The 12,649-nt window shown below is 64.1% G+C and carries 14 protein-coding genes; 10 read left to right on the top strand and 4 right to left on the bottom strand.

The annotated features are described in order from the left end of the window. Positions 1–44: 44 nt before the first annotated feature. Entirely contained in the window at positions 45–1,391 is a 1,347-nt protein-coding gene (locus tag RHIZ70P_RS21410; RefSeq protein ID WP_115672566.1) for an HD-GYP domain-containing protein, read from the bottom strand. Between the two features lie 198 nt (positions 1,392–1,589). Here RHIZ70P_RS21410 and RHIZ70P_RS21405 point away from each other — a divergent pair, with 198 nt between their 5' ends. The 8 genes from RHIZ70P_RS21405 (at position 1,590) to RHIZ70P_RS21370 (ending at position 9,039) form a co-directional block, all read left to right on the top strand. Beyond that, complete coding sequence (locus RHIZ70P_RS21405) at positions 1,590–2,171, top strand: ATP-dependent Clp protease proteolytic subunit (protein WP_115672565.1); 582 nt, start codon at positions 1,590–1,592, stop codon at positions 2,169–2,171. A gap of 196 nt (positions 2,172–2,367) precedes the next feature. Beyond that, complete coding sequence (locus RHIZ70P_RS21400) at positions 2,368–3,522, top strand: hypothetical protein (RefSeq protein WP_115672564.1); 1,155 nt, start codon at positions 2,368–2,370, stop codon at positions 3,520–3,522. Between the two features lie 198 nt (positions 3,523–3,720). Next, entirely contained in the window at positions 3,721–4,899 is a 1,179-nt protein-coding gene (locus RHIZ70P_RS21395) for a benzoate/H(+) symporter BenE family transporter (protein ID WP_115672590.1), read from the top strand. 39 nt (positions 4,900–4,938) lie between these two features. Further along, on the top strand, positions 4,939–5,202 hold the full coding sequence (locus tag RHIZ70P_RS21390) for a BrnT family toxin (RefSeq protein ID WP_115672563.1): 264 nt from the start codon (positions 4,939–4,941) through the stop codon (positions 5,200–5,202). Further along, positions 5,192–5,434 carry a type II toxin-antitoxin system BrnA family antitoxin gene (brnA, locus tag RHIZ70P_RS21385; protein WP_115672562.1) on the top strand — a complete coding sequence of 81 codons (243 nt, stop codon included), beginning with the start codon at positions 5,192–5,194 and terminating at the stop codon, positions 5,432–5,434. The genes RHIZ70P_RS21390 and brnA overlap by 11 nt, the downstream gene beginning before the upstream one ends. Before the next feature lie 324 nt (positions 5,435–5,758). Continuing rightward, positions 5,759–7,486, top strand: a complete 1,728-nt coding sequence (gene leuA, locus RHIZ70P_RS21380) for a 2-isopropylmalate synthase (protein ID WP_115672588.1) — start codon at positions 5,759–5,761, stop codon at positions 7,484–7,486. A gap of 3 nt (positions 7,487–7,489) precedes the next feature. Continuing rightward, positions 7,490–8,287 (top strand): alpha/beta fold hydrolase, encoded by a 798-nt coding sequence (locus RHIZ70P_RS21375; protein WP_115672560.1) that lies wholly within the window; start codon positions 7,490–7,492, stop codon positions 8,285–8,287. 53 nt (positions 8,288–8,340) lie between these two features. Next, a complete protein-coding gene (locus RHIZ70P_RS21370; RefSeq protein ID WP_115672559.1) occupies positions 8,341–9,039 on the top strand; it encodes a CerR family C-terminal domain-containing protein in 699 nt (232 codons plus the stop codon). On the opposite strand, the gene RHIZ70P_RS21365 is transcribed toward RHIZ70P_RS21370, so the two are convergent. Then, positions 9,005–9,913, bottom strand: a complete 909-nt coding sequence (locus RHIZ70P_RS21365; RefSeq protein WP_115672557.1) for a metallophosphoesterase family protein — start codon at positions 9,911–9,913, stop codon at positions 9,005–9,007. The two genes, RHIZ70P_RS21370 and RHIZ70P_RS21365, sit on opposite strands and share 35 nt — an antisense overlap. Before the next feature lie 41 nt (positions 9,914–9,954). Here RHIZ70P_RS21365 and RHIZ70P_RS21360 point away from each other — a divergent pair, with 41 nt between their 5' ends. After that, positions 9,955–10,446 (top strand): NUDIX domain-containing protein, encoded by a 492-nt coding sequence (locus RHIZ70P_RS21360; RefSeq protein ID WP_115672556.1) that lies wholly within the window; start codon positions 9,955–9,957, stop codon positions 10,444–10,446. Here the strand turns inward: RHIZ70P_RS21360 and RHIZ70P_RS21355 are convergent. Beyond that, a complete protein-coding gene (locus RHIZ70P_RS21355; RefSeq protein WP_115672555.1) occupies positions 10,424–11,434 on the bottom strand; it encodes a glutathione S-transferase family protein in 1,011 nt (336 codons plus the stop codon). The genes RHIZ70P_RS21360 and RHIZ70P_RS21355 overlap by 23 nt on opposite strands. Positions 11,435–11,693: 259 nt before the next feature. Between RHIZ70P_RS21355 and RHIZ70P_RS21350 the strand changes: the two genes are divergently transcribed. Then, entirely contained in the window at positions 11,694–12,242 is a 549-nt protein-coding gene (locus RHIZ70P_RS21350; protein ID WP_115672553.1) for a GNAT family N-acetyltransferase, read from the top strand. Here RHIZ70P_RS21350 and RHIZ70P_RS21345 read toward each other — a convergent pair. Continuing rightward, positions 12,226–12,645 (bottom strand): GNAT family N-acetyltransferase, encoded by a 420-nt coding sequence (locus RHIZ70P_RS21345; RefSeq protein WP_115672587.1) that lies wholly within the window; start codon positions 12,643–12,645, stop codon positions 12,226–12,228. The two genes, RHIZ70P_RS21350 and RHIZ70P_RS21345, sit on opposite strands and share 17 nt — an antisense overlap. Positions 12,646–12,649: the final 4 nt, after the last annotated feature.

Below are 12,649 nucleotides of genomic sequence, written 5' to 3'. Positions count from 1 at the left end.
GCGGAGGCGAAGGCAGGGTCAGTTCTGCTACGGACGGCGTCGCGTCAGGCGACGGCGAGTTCGGCCTTGGCGAGAGACCGCTCCAGTGCCGCGATGCAGGCCGGATCATGGCTTGCGCCGGCGCTTTCCCAGAGGATGGCAAGCGATTTGGCCACCGGCATGGCGGCGCGGTAAGGACGGTCGGCGGTGAGGGCATCGAAGACGTCTGCGGTCGAGACGATGCGCACGTCGAGCGCGAGATCGGGCGCGGTCAGGCCACGCGGATAGCCCTTGCCGTCGAGACGTTCGTGATGCGCACCGCCGATGCGGGCGAGTTCGGCAAAGGCGCCGATGCGCGACAGGATCAGCTCGGAATATTCCGCATGGCGCTTCATCGCCTGCCATTCCTCGCCCTCCAGCTTGCCCGGCTTGTCGAGCACGGCATTGGAGACACCGAGCTTGCCGATGTCGTGCAGGAGGGCTGCGCGCTTGAGGCGGCGGCGGTCCGCCGGCGCCATGCCCATTTCTTCGGCAATCATGTCGGTGAACAGCGCCACGCGGTCGCTGTGGCCGGACGTGTAGGGGCTCTTGGCGTCGACCACACGGGCAAAGCCGGCGGCGATGTCGTCGAGATAGTCCTCGTCGGCATAGATGACCTGTTGGCCAGGTTCGCCCTGCAGCACCAGCCGCCCGATGTCGTCCGAATTCAGTTTTGTCCAGAAGGCCTCGTCGGCGGCGATGCGGTTGAAGGCTTCGACCATCTCGGGATCGAACCACGTGCCGGCGCGCTTGCGCACTTCGGCAATCGCCGCCTCCCGGCCGGCGCTCACCTGGAAAACATCGATGACCTGGGAAAGCAGGGCGATGCGGGCGAAGGGCGAAATGGCGGCTCCCTTGAGGCCGGAAGGCTGGCCGCCGCCGTCCCAATGCTCGTCGAGGTCGAGAATGCCGTGGGCGACCGCTTCGGAGAAGCGCATCTGGCGGGCGATCTCCGCGCCGCGCCGGCAGCGGGTCTGGATGAGGTCGGTTGCGATCGCGCCGCCGTTCCTGACGATGTGCATCAGGCTGCGAAACCGTTCGGCAAGCCCGGCCTGCATGCCGGTATGCGAGAGCACGAATCTGAGGATCTGCGGCAGGGAGCCGTCGACGAGCTTGAAGTCCTGCTTGAAGGTCAGGTCGTCGGCCAGATAGAGTTCGCAAATGCGTGCGGCATTGCTGGAGCAGCCGAGGTCCTTGAGCAGCAGGGTATAGTAGAGATCCTGCAAGGCATTGTCGGAGAGGCCGTGTTCACGGCCGATCGCCGTGCCGATCCAGCAGCAGCGGATGCAATGGCCGGGCGGCTGGCCCTCGGTCATGTCGAGTGCGCAGCTCAACGCCTCGATGATTTCCGCAAGTCTGATCCGTGTCGTCATGGTCGCCCCTGTGGCGGGGCACTATAAGGCGGCGGCGTTAACGCCGCGTATGCGCAAGGACTGGTCGACCCCGTCTGGGCGGGCCGCACTAACGCCCTGTTCACCGGTTCCGTGCTTCCCCTTTTTCCCGCATTGTTTTACGACATGAGTCGCACTATGTGCGGGTGAGAGAAACGCGAACGCTTGAGGAATTGCCGAATGAACGAAGAAGACGACGACAAGAGCAAGGAACTGCCGCTCGGCAAGGAAACGGAAGCGAACCTCTTCAAGTCGCGTTCGATCTTCATCTATGGCGGTATCACCCAGGAACTGGCGCAGAAGGTCTGCACCCAGCTGGTGGCGCTTGCCGCCGCTTCCGACGACGACATCCGCGTCTATGTGAACTCGCCGGGCGGTCACGTCGAATCGGGCGATTCGATCCACGACATGATCAAGTTCATCAAGCCGAAGGTCATCATCATCGGCACCGGCTGGGTCGCCTCGGCCGGCGCGCTGATCTACGTCTCCGTGCCGAAGGAACGTCGCCTCTGCCTGCCGAACACCCGCTTCCTGCTGCACCAACCCTCGGGCGGCACCCGCGGCATGGCCTCCGACATCGAGATCCAGGCCCGCGAGATCATCAAGATGAACCAGCGCCTGATCAAGATCTTCGCCAAGGCAACCGGCCAGTCGGAAGAGAAGATCGCCAAGGATATCGACCGCGACTACTGGCTGTCGGCCGAGGAAGCCAAGGACTACGGCCTGGTCGGCAAGATCGTCGAGACGCAGTCGGAAGTCTGATCTCGGAACTGCGGCACGAGACCGAGTTTGAGAGCCCTCGCTGGCATTCGCCGGCGGGGGCTTTTTCGTGCGGCGACGTCAGCCGAGCCACCCCGCCTACGTGGCAGGCGTCCGACCAAGGTCGAGCGCCATATCGTTTGACTCATTCCGCCGGGCTAATAAGGTCGGTTGAGAATGGGAGTGGGAGTGGAAATCGATGGGACGTTTCGCCGAGACTATCATGCAGCGCCTGTTTCTGGTCGCCTGTCTGCTTTTTGCAGCTGCGGTTCCCGTCGGCGCACAGGAAACCGTGTTCCGCACCTACAAGGACAATTCGGGCTTTTCCTGCAACTTTCCCTCGGACTGGGACTTCCAGGAGGCCAAGAATGGCGACCGGGTGTTTTCGGGCTTAAGCGGTACGGCACGGGAGGCGACGATCATCGTGCAGGTCATCGACCGGCAAAGGACGGCGGAAAAGACAGCCAAAGCGCAGCTCGAAAGGCTGAAGGGGCAGTTGCTCGCCGCGCCGCAGGGGCGCATCCGCACCGAAGGGGCGGTTCCGACCGCCGGCCAGCAGGCGCCCTTCCTGATCGCCAGCTACCGTACCGCGGACACGGCGGGCAAGGAGCGCGACTACAACCACATCCAGATGGTGGTGACGGCGCCGCGCAATTTCCTGCTGATGTCCTATTCGGCGCCGGACGGCATCTTCGACGAATATCTCAAGGTGTTCGAGAACTGCACCGCGACGCTCGAAATCGCCGAACCGGCGGCCGACAAACCGCAGGCGGAGGAAGACAAGCCACAGGCGCAGGAAGAAAAGCCGCAGGCCGAAACGGCCGCACCCAAGTCCGAAAGCGAGGACGAGGAAACCGCCGACGCGCCGGATGTTTCAGATGACGAGGACACCATCGTCTGGCGGCGCAATTCCGATCGCGGCTTCTGGATCGCCGTGCCGCGCATCTGGTCGAGCGAGATCGACGCATCCGAGCCGTATTCGCTCGACATGCGCCATCCCGACCGGGTGGAGGGCGTGATCGTCTGGGCGCTCGACCTCGACCAGGCAACCAAGTCCAAGGATTTCGCCGATGCCTGGGAGGAAAACCTGGCGGACAAGATCTTCTTCATGAACGAGCGGCTCGCCAAACCGGCGGGCGAGCATCCGGGCGTCGGCCTGCCCAAGATGACGGTGGTGATGCGCCAGTACCAGGGCGAGGTGAGCGGCGCGACCGTGCAGAGCATTGCCGCCTATGTCGTTTACAAGAAGCGCGGCTATACCGTTGTCGGCTATCATTTTCTCGGGGACGAGAAGGGGCGCAAGCGCGTTCACGACGCGGTGATGAGCTTCCGGCTGGCGGCGCCGGACAATTGAACCTGCGGGGGCCATGGCCGGGCCTTCCGCGCCGGGCTCTGGTGCCAGGCGCAGGCACGACGCCGATCTCCAGACCAAGGTGCGCTATGGGCTCTTGATCGCGCGTTGCCGTAACGGTTTTGCGCGCGCCCGGCTTGCCAATGGAACCTATCTTTGCTGTTGGTGGGCGATTGTCATTCTCGCTTCGCCGGGCTTTCGATGTTCAAGGACCTTTCGTTCCAAAGCTTTTTCATGGGTTGCCTGACCGCCTTTGTCGGGTTCGCCAGTTCGTTTGCGGTGGTGTTGCAAGGCCTTAAGGGCGTGGGGGCGACCGATTATCAGGCAGCCTCCGGGTTGATGGCCTTGTCGGTATCGATGGGGCTCTGCGCCGTCGTGCTCAGCGCCTGGACGAGACTGCCGGTGTCGATCGCCTGGTCGACACCGGGGGCGGCGCTGCTGGCGACCGCCGGCACTGTGGAGGGCGGGTTTGCCGCCGCCGTCGGCGCCTTCCTGGTTTGCGGCGTGCTTATCGTGATCGCCGGCCTGTTCCGGCCGCTCGGCCGGGCGGTCGCCGCGATCCCGGCGCCGCTGGCCAATGCCATGCTGTCGGGCGTCATCCTCGGCCTGTGCTTCGCTCCGTTCAAGGCGATCGCCTTCGATCCGGCGCTCGGCCTGCCGATCCTCGTCGCCTGGGCGGCGGTACTGGCCTTCAAACGGCTCTATGCGGTGCCGGCGGCATTGCTCGCCTTCGTCATCGTGATGATGTTCGGTGTCGATCTGCCGGAAGGGGCGATGGCGACCTGGACGCAGTCGCTCGCGCCGCCGATCGAACTCGTCGCGCCGGAGTTCACCTTGCCTGCGCTCATCTCGATCGCGCTGCCGCTGTTCATCGTCACCATGGCGTCGCAGAACATTCCCGGCATCGCCGTGCTGAAGGTCAACCACTACAATCCCAATCCCGGGCCGCTGTTTGCCGTGACCGGGCTGTTCTCGCTGTTTTCGGCGACCTTCGGCGGCCATGCCGTCAACCTGGCGGCGATCACCGCGGCGATGTGCGCCGGCGAGGACGCCCATCCCGATCCGAAGAGGCGCTACTGGGCGGCGATCATCGGCGGCGTCGGCTATATCGTGTTCGGTCTTCTGGCCGGCGCGGTCACCGCCTTCGTCTCGCTCGCGCCGCCGATCCTGATCCAGGCGGTGGCAGGCCTGGCGCTGATCGGCGCGTTTTCCGGCTCTGCCGTTGCCGCATTCAAGGAGCCGGAAACCCGCGAGGCGGCGGCCGTCACCTTTCTGATCACCGCCTCCGGCGTCTCCTTCGCCGGCATTTCCGGCGCCTTCTGGGGGCTGGTGGCCGGAGGATTGATGATCGGCGTGTTGCGGCTGGCGAGACGAGGCTGATTCCGTGGAAATCGGGCTTGGTCCGTGCTAAAATAAAACATGGAGTTTGAGTTCGATCCCGCGAAAAGCGAAGGTAACCGGCGCAAACACGGGCTTGATTTCATCGGGGCGCAAGCTCTCTGGCGCGATCCGTCACTGCTCATCCTGTTGTCGCGCGACGAGGATGGCGAGGAGCGTCGCATGGCGATCGGCCTCTTGGATGGAGCCTATTGGGTGGTGATATTCGTTTATCGCGGCGATACGGTGCGGATCATTTCCGCGCGTCGTGCCCGCAGGCTGGAGGTGGAAATCTATGAAGGCTAAGGATCTGGACCGCCTTTTTGATGAGGGCAAAGAAGACGTTCTCCAGTATTTCGATCTGGAACAGGCCGAGCGTCCCAATCTGGTGCCCGTAGATGTCGATCTCAGCCTGCCGCGATGGCTGGTCAATCGTCTCGATCAGGAGGCGTTACGACTCGGTGTCTCCCGGCAATCCCTGATCACCATCTGGCTGGCGGATCGCGTTGAACCTCGGCAACGCGCCGCCGCTGAATAACGGACTTGCGCGATCTGCCGTCGCACGTTATCTCTTTTCACCATGAACCATTTCGGCTCGACCATGTCTGCGACCCTGAAGGCTGACCGCTCCGCGGCCGGCTTTGTCGCGTCGGTGCCAAACTCGCTTCTTCTTACCCTTATCCGCGGTTGCCGGGTCCTTTGAGGAGCGCCCGGCGGCCGGATAGCCGCATGGCACAGCTCCTCTGATCAAATCCCTGAACTTTGGACTATTTGGCCGACCATGGGCCAGCATTTGCCGTCGCAAAACCGCGCTTGATGCGCTAAGAGCCGGGCAAGTGCGGAAGAGGAAGAGATGAACGACATGAGCATGAAGTCCGGTGCCGGTATCAAGGGCATGCCCGAAGCGGCGATCAAGTACCACCCTTATCCGCAGATCGATATCAAGGACCGCACCTGGCCGTCGAAAACGATCACCAAGGCGCCGATCTGGTGCTCGGTGGACCTGCGCGACGGCAACCAGTCGCTGGTCAATCCGATGGGCCACGACCGCAAGGCCCGCATGTTCCAACTGCTGCTCGACATGGGCTTCAAGGAAATCGAGATCGGTTTCCCGTCCGCCTCGCAGACCGATTTCGACTTTGCCCGCTGGTGCGTCGAGGAAGGCAACGTGCCCGACGACGTGTCGCTGCAGGTGCTGGTGCAGTGCCGGCCGGAGCTGATCACCCGGACCTTCGAGGCGCTGGAAGGCGCCAGGCGGCCGATCATCCATTTCTACAATTCGACCAGTGAACTGCAGCGACGCGTGGTGTTCGGCAAGGATGTCGCCGGCATCAAGCAGATCGCCGTCGATGCGGCGAAGATGATCACCGAGATGGCGGCGAAGGCTGCCACCGGTGCGAATGGCGGCTTCCGCTTCGAATATTCGCCGGAGAGCTTTACCGGCACCGAGCTGGACGTGGCGCTGGAGATTTCCAATGCCGTCATCGACATCATCAAGCCGACGCCGGACAACAAGCTGATCCTGAACCTGCCGTCGACCGTCGAGATGGCGACGCCGAACATCTATGCCGACCAGATCGAATGGATGTGCCGCAACATCGACAACCGCGAAAACGTCATCATCTCCCTGCATCCGCACAACGACCGCGGCACCGGGATCGCGGCGACCGAACTAGGGCTGATGGCCGGTGCCGATCGCGTCGAAGGCACGCTGTTCGGCAATGGCGAGCGGACCGGCAATGTCGACATCGTCACGCTGGCCCTGAACATGTTCACCCAGGGCGTCGATCCCAAGCTGGATTGCTCCGACATCGAGCGGATCAAGGCGGTTTATGAGTATTCGAACCAGATGACCATTCCGGAGCGCCATCCTTACGTCGGCGAGCTGGTCTATACCGCGTTTTCCGGCTCTCACCAGGATGCGATCAACAAGGGCATGAAGGCGCGGCGCACGGCCAATTCTCCCCTGTGGGAAGTGCCGTATTTGCCGATCGACCCGCAGGACGTCGGCCGGACCTACGAGGCGATCATCCGCATCAACTCGCAGTCAGGCAAGGGCGGCATCGCCTACATCCTGCAGGAGGACTACGGCATCAACCTGCCGCGCGCCCTGCAGGTGGAGTTCCGCGAGGACATCCAGCGCATCACCGACGAGGAGGGTGTAGAGCTGCCCTCGAAGCGAATCTACGAGCGCTTCATCGAACGCTATGTCGAGCAGCCCGGCGGACGCCTGAAATATGTCGATCACCACACCTATGCCGATCCGGCGCAGAAGGGGCGGCGCATCGTCGCCGCCGAGATCACCGATGGCGGCGAGACCAGACGGATCGAAGGGCAGGGGACAGGGCCGATCGACGGCTTCATCAATGCCCTGTCGACCTATCTCGGCATTGAACTCTCGGTCGCCGACTATTCGGAGCATTCGCTGCAGCATGGCTCCAACGCCTCGGCGATTGCCTATGTCGAGGTGGTGCACCCGGATGGCAAACTGTTCGGCGTCGGCATCAATACCAACATCGTCGCCGCTTCGCTCGAGGCGATCGTCTCGGCGGCAAACCGGGTGCTCGAAGATCGTGCTGCGAAGGGCTGAACCATGGCGCTGAACGCGATCGTCGCCGGAGACATCAGGAAGACACCGCCGCTGGTGCTGCTGCACGGTTTCGGCGGCGGCGCCTTCACCTGGAAAAAGGTCGTGGCCGGGCTCGACGCCGCCCAGCCGGTAATCGCCTATGACATGCCGGGCCATGCCGGCTCGCTGCATGCCGACGGAATCGGCGGGGCGGGCAAGATGGCCAAAGCGATCCGCAACGACCTCGACCTGCGCGGCGTGACAACCTTCCACGTCGCCGGGCATTCGCTCGGCGGCGCGACCGCAGCACTTCTGGCGCTTCGGGAGCAAAAACGGGTCTTGAGCGCGACGCTGCTTGCACCGGGCGGCTTCGGCCCGGCGATCAATCACCGCCTGCTGTCCCATTATGCGCAGGCCGAGACCCATCTCGATCTGATCTGGGCCCTGGAGGGGATGGCCGGCTTCAATGCCGCCATCGACGACGATCTGGTCGACGACATGCTGGCGGTCCGCCATCTGCCCGGCGCGCGCGAGGCGCTCGAGCGGATTTTCGAGACCATCACCTATGTCGCGCCGAATGGTGAACGGCTCCAGGGCGAACTGCCGCTGGAGGCGCTGGCCGCGTTGACCATGCCGATCCGCGTGGTCTGGGGCGGCGAGGATTGCATCCTGCCGTGCTGGCAGGCGGAGCGGCTGCCCGGCAATATCGCGCTGACGCGGATCGCCACCGCCGGACACATGCTGGTGGAAGAATATCCGGCGCGGATCGCCGAACTGCTCGGCGAGGCGACGGCAATCGGCCGCGACAATCACGCCGGTTGACCGAGAACCCTGCCCGAATTAATCAATCGAATGATTTTTTCGCGGAGGCACGCATGGTCAGACAGGCATCGGGGGCGGCCGCGACGCGGGCATCGCTGATTTCGGCTGCGCTCGAACTGTTCGGCAATCATGGCTATGACGCCGTGTCGACACGGCAGATCGCCGACCATGCCGCCGCCAATATCGGCAGCATCGCCTATCACTTCGGCGGCAAGCCCGGCCTGCGCAAGGCCTGTATCGAGCACGTGATCGGGATCGTGCATGAGAGCCTTGGTCCTTCGCTGAGCCAGTCGCTGCCGGCGGGTGTCACTGCGGATGAGGCGCTGGACATGCTGGACGGCATGGTCGGCACGATGATGCGGATCGGTGCCTCGCGCCCCGACGCCGACCTGCTTTCCACCTTCATGACCCGGGAGATGATCGTTCCGGGTGAGGTCGATGGCCTGCTCTACGAGCGGATGGCAAGACCGCTGCACGAGCGTTTCTGCCAGTTGTTCGCCATAGCGGTGGGACGGCCCGAGGCGCCCGAGGCCTATGCGCTGACGGTCTTCTCACTCCTCGGCCAGTCGGTCTTCTTCCGCATCTGCAAGCCGGTCGTGGTCAAGCGCATGGGCTGGGCGGGCTTCGGGGTCGACGAGGCGCAGGCTGCCATTTCCGTCTTTTCCGACAATCTTCGGGCGATCGTCGAGCGCCACCGCGCAAAGGCGCCGCCGACCGTCAGCCCAGCAGAACCTGATGGTGTTCGTGCCTGAGCTTGGAGGCTGCGTCGAACAGGCTGTGGCGGTCCCATTTCAGGTGCCAGCCGCCGGGCTCGCCACTGATCGAGAAGAGGTTGTAGCCGGCGGCCGGCTTCGGTGCCCCTGGCCCTTGCGAGGCCGAGGCGATGCCGACGACGGGCACGCGCTTGCCGTGGGCATCAAGCCAGTAGAGCGTGTTGAGATGGGTGTGGCCGTGCAGGACCAGTTCGGCGCCGCCCAGGGAGATCGCCGCGGCGAAACGGCGGATGCCGATCATGCGCTTGTGCGAGGCCGCGGCACCGCGGATCGGCGGATGATGGATCATCACCACGCGGAACAGGCCTTCTTCGCCGGCGGCCCGCAACAATTCCGCCGTCTCGCGCGCCTGGCGGGCGCTGAAATAGCCGGTGGCGGAGAAGGGGGGCGTGGCGATCGAGGTGGAACAGCCGATCAACGCCACCGGTCCGCGCCTGCGGATATAGGGAAACAGCTTGTAGCCTTCCCGCCAGATCAGCGGGTCGTCGTCACCGCGCATGTAGTCGTACCAGGCCTGCACCGCCTTGTCGTGGGCGCCCGGCACATAGGCGTCGTGATTGCCCGGAACGACCGAGGTGTCGAGCGGCGCGCCGGCCTCGCGCAGCCATTCGGCGATGAGGCGGATCTCGATGCCCGAGGCGAGGTTGACCATGTCGCCGGTGATCGCCAGGTGGTCGGGCTCGTGCCGGCGCAGATCCTCCATCACCAGATCGAGCGCGTTGGTGAAAAGGTGCTTGCGCCGGTTGCGGTGCCAGTTCACATAGCCGGTGATGCGCTTGGAAGCCAATTCGCGCATGGTCAGGTTGGGGAGCGGGCCCAGGTGAACATCGGATATATGCGCGAGCTTGAACATGGCGCCACTCTTAAAGACGCGGCGTGACGGGAGCAAGAAGAATGAACCAGCAGAACGGCCTGGACGAGCGCACGGGACTTCGGCGACGCCTGTTGCTGAAGGTGTTGCACGGCTATTTCGCCCTGTCGCGCGGCATGACGCTCGGCGTGCGCGCCGCCTGCTTCAACCCGCAAGGCGAGATTTTTCTCGTCCGTCACTCCTATGTGCCCGGCTGGTACATGCCGGGTGGCGGCGTCGAACGGAACGAGACGGCCCTGGCCGCGCTGGAAAAGGAATTGCGGGAGGAGGGCAATCTGGAGCTCACCGCGCCGCCGCAGCTTTTCCATGTCTACTTCAACCGCCGCATCAGCCCGCGCGATCATGTGCTGCTCTATCGCACCGAGGTGATCCAGACGGCGCCGCGGCTTGCCGATCGCGAGATCGTCGAGGCCGCATTCTTCGATCCGCGCGACCTGCCGAAGGACGTGACCTCCGCCACGCTCCGGCGGCTGGCGGAGTTGAGCGGCGAGGTCAAGCCCGCCGACGTGTGGTAAGCTCCGTCTCCGACAACGCTTCCCGCCCATGTGGACGGTCCAAGTCGAGAGCAGGGCCGACAGGCACGATGCCGGTCGGGTTGATGGTCTTGTGGCTGCGGTAGTAGTGGTGCTTGATGTGGCGGATGTCGACCGTCTCGGCCACGCCCGGCGTCTGGTAGAGATCGCGGACATAGGCCGACAGGTTCGGATAGTCGGCGATCCGGCGGATATTGCACTTGAAGTGGCCGACATAGACCGGATCGAAGCGAACCAGCGTGGTGAACAGCCGCCAGTCGGCCTCGGTCAGGCGTTCGCCGAACAGGTAACGGCCGGTCGACAGCCGCTCCTCCAATTCGTCCAGCATGGCAAAGAGCGGCGTGACCGCGCCCTCATAGGCGGCTTGCGTCGTTGCGAAGCCGGCCTTGTAGACGCCGTTGTTGACGGCGTCATAGATCCGGTCGTTGAGCACGTCGATTTCAGCGCGCAGATCGGCAGGACAGTAGTCGCTGTCGGAGCCGGTCAGGCCATTGAAGGCGGTGTTGAACATGCGGATGATGTCGGCGGATTCGTTGGAGACGATCGTTCCCGTCTGCTTGTCCCACAGGACCGGCACGGTGACGCGGCCGGAATAGGCCGGATCGGCCTTCAGGTAGATCTGGTAGAGGAAGTCCGAGCCGAACAGGTGGTCGAGTGTCGCGCCGTCGCGGTCGTGGAATTCCCAGCCGTTCTCCAGCATCAGCGGATCGACGATCGACAGCGAGATCAGGTCCTCCAGACCTTTAAGCTTGCGGAAGATCAGCGTGCGATGCGCCCAGGGACAGGCGAGCGACACATAGAGGTGGTAGCGCCCTGCCTCGGCCTTTAAGCCGCCCTTGCCCGTCGGGCCGGCCGCGCCGTCGGCGGTCACCCAGTTGCGGAACTGCGCCTTGGAACGCTCGAAGCGACCGGCGGTGGATTTCGTGTCATACCAGACGTCGTGCCAGACGCCGTCAACGAGCATGCCCATCGGCGCTCTCCTGTGAGTTGTTCATGTCCTGCCCCATAGATACGCCTCGGCGCGGATATTGGGAGATGCCAAGGGGTGAACACTGCGTTTTTCCATTGGACGGCCGGAAAATTTGCTGCTATCCGGGATTTCGCAAAAACGGATGACCCTTTTTCCATGACCGCACCACGGACCCTGCGACGACGCTGATGTTTCCCGAACGCCCCTGCGGCGTCAACGAGAACCCATATCTCCGTCTGTCCCTTCGGTCCGGTCATCCATGAAAAATCACGACCTTGTCTACCTCACCGAGGATGCGTCGCACGACGCGGTCATCGAACACATCAACGAAGAAGCTTTTGGCCCCGGCCGGCACACGCGCGCCGCTGCCCGCATCCGCGAGCAGGGGCCGCATGACCGGCACCTGTCCTTCATCTGCGCCGACGACGGCGAGACGATCGCTTCCGTGCGCATGACGCCGGTTCTCGCCGGCACGGTCAAGGGCCATCTGCTCGGGCCGCTCGCCGTCCGTCCCTCGCACAAGAACATGGGGATCGGCCGGGAACTGGTGCGCATCGCCATCGATGCGGCGCGGCGCGCCGGCTCCGAAGCCGTCATCCTGATCGGCGATCCGCCCTATTACATGCCGCTCGGCTTCGAGAAGGTCGCGTGGAAGGCACTGGATTTTCCCGGCCCGGTCGATCCCGCACGGGTGCTGGTCGTGCCGCTCGGCGCCGACGTGCACGAGCGGTTGAACGGCCTGATCGCCTGGCGGCCGATGGACGATACGGCCGAGGCCGCCGCCGCGGCGCTCAGAAGAGCTTCCTGAGCCAGGTGATGGCAAAATCGCCGGTGAAATTGTCGAGCGTGCCGAAGACTGAATAGCCCTGCCGCTCATAGGCGCGGCGGGCGTCGGGATTGATCGTGTCGATATAGGCGCCCTTGCAGCCGCGCGCCTTCGCCTCGTCCTCCGCCCTTTGCAGCAGCGCACCGGCCAGCCCCTGGCCGCGCAAGTGCTCCGGCACGAACAGCATTTCCACATAGAGCCAGCCGCGCCCGGTATAACCGACAAGCCCGCCCGCCGTCTGTCCTTCCGCATTTGTCAGCGGAATGAACACGTCGCGCCGATCGGTCGGGCCGAGCAGGGCATTGTTGTGCGCCTTGATCCCGGCGAGGATGGTTTCACGGGCGTCGTCGCGGACGGTGTCGGAGAGGGGGAGGGGGAGGCTCATGGGG

Origin of the sequence: Paenirhizobium selenitireducens ATCC BAA-1503, assembly GCF_900492185.1 — a bacterium.
Lineage (GTDB): Bacteria > Pseudomonadota > Alphaproteobacteria > Rhizobiales > Rhizobiaceae > Allorhizobium > Allorhizobium selenitireducens_A.
The sequence above is the reverse complement of the archived record's forward strand: the minus strand, read 5'-3'. Positions and strand labels throughout refer to the sequence as shown.